At 47.8% G+C, this 473-nt stretch carries 1 protein-coding gene; it reads left to right on the top strand.

Annotated elements, in window-relative coordinates; translation table 11 throughout:
• The first annotated feature begins 289 nt into the window (after window positions 1–289).
• A complete protein-coding gene (locus tag EZM41_RS06715) occupies window positions 290–472 on the top strand; it encodes a (d)CMP kinase (protein WP_198470355.1) in 183 nt (60 codons plus the stop codon).
• The last annotated feature ends 1 nt before the right edge of the window (window position 473 follow it).

The following is a 473-nucleotide window of genomic DNA, read 5'->3' as shown; positions in this document are numbered from 1 at the left end:
ATCTGTCCCGACCGAATGCCCAGGCCGCTGCAGGTAAACCCCTGTCGCCCCTTCAGCAGGAATGTTTTTCTGCGCCGGAGGCAATAAATCCAAGTCGACCAAGTTCGGCTTCAAGGCAAGCATTAGGGATGTCTCAAAATGAACCTGATAAATTTTGGAGCAAATTGAACAATTGACACTTGTAGTTCAATGCCTTAGGATAACAATGTAAATGAGCACACAAATTTGAGAGGGGGGGAAAGAGAGTGGAACGCCTATACTCCAGATATCTCGAGATCTGGGTGTCTCTGTGAAATCGCTCAAACGTTGGGTGAAACAGCAAGAGATCGATTCCGGTCGTTCCCTCTCGCCTCTCAGGGCTGCCCGAGATGCTTGCGTAATCGACACCACCGGCCTTTCTGTAGATGAGGTGGTAGATCAAATAATAGAGCTTGTGGAGAATTTAAAACAAAACGATTGCGGCGATGGATAGA

Origin of the sequence: Acetomicrobium sp. S15 = DSM 107314, from assembly GCF_016125955.1 — a bacterium.
Lineage (GTDB): Bacteria > Synergistota > Synergistia > Synergistales > Thermosynergistaceae > Thermosynergistes > Thermosynergistes pyruvativorans.
Note: the sequence above shows the minus strand (reverse complement) of the source record. Positions and strands in the feature narration are given on the sequence as shown.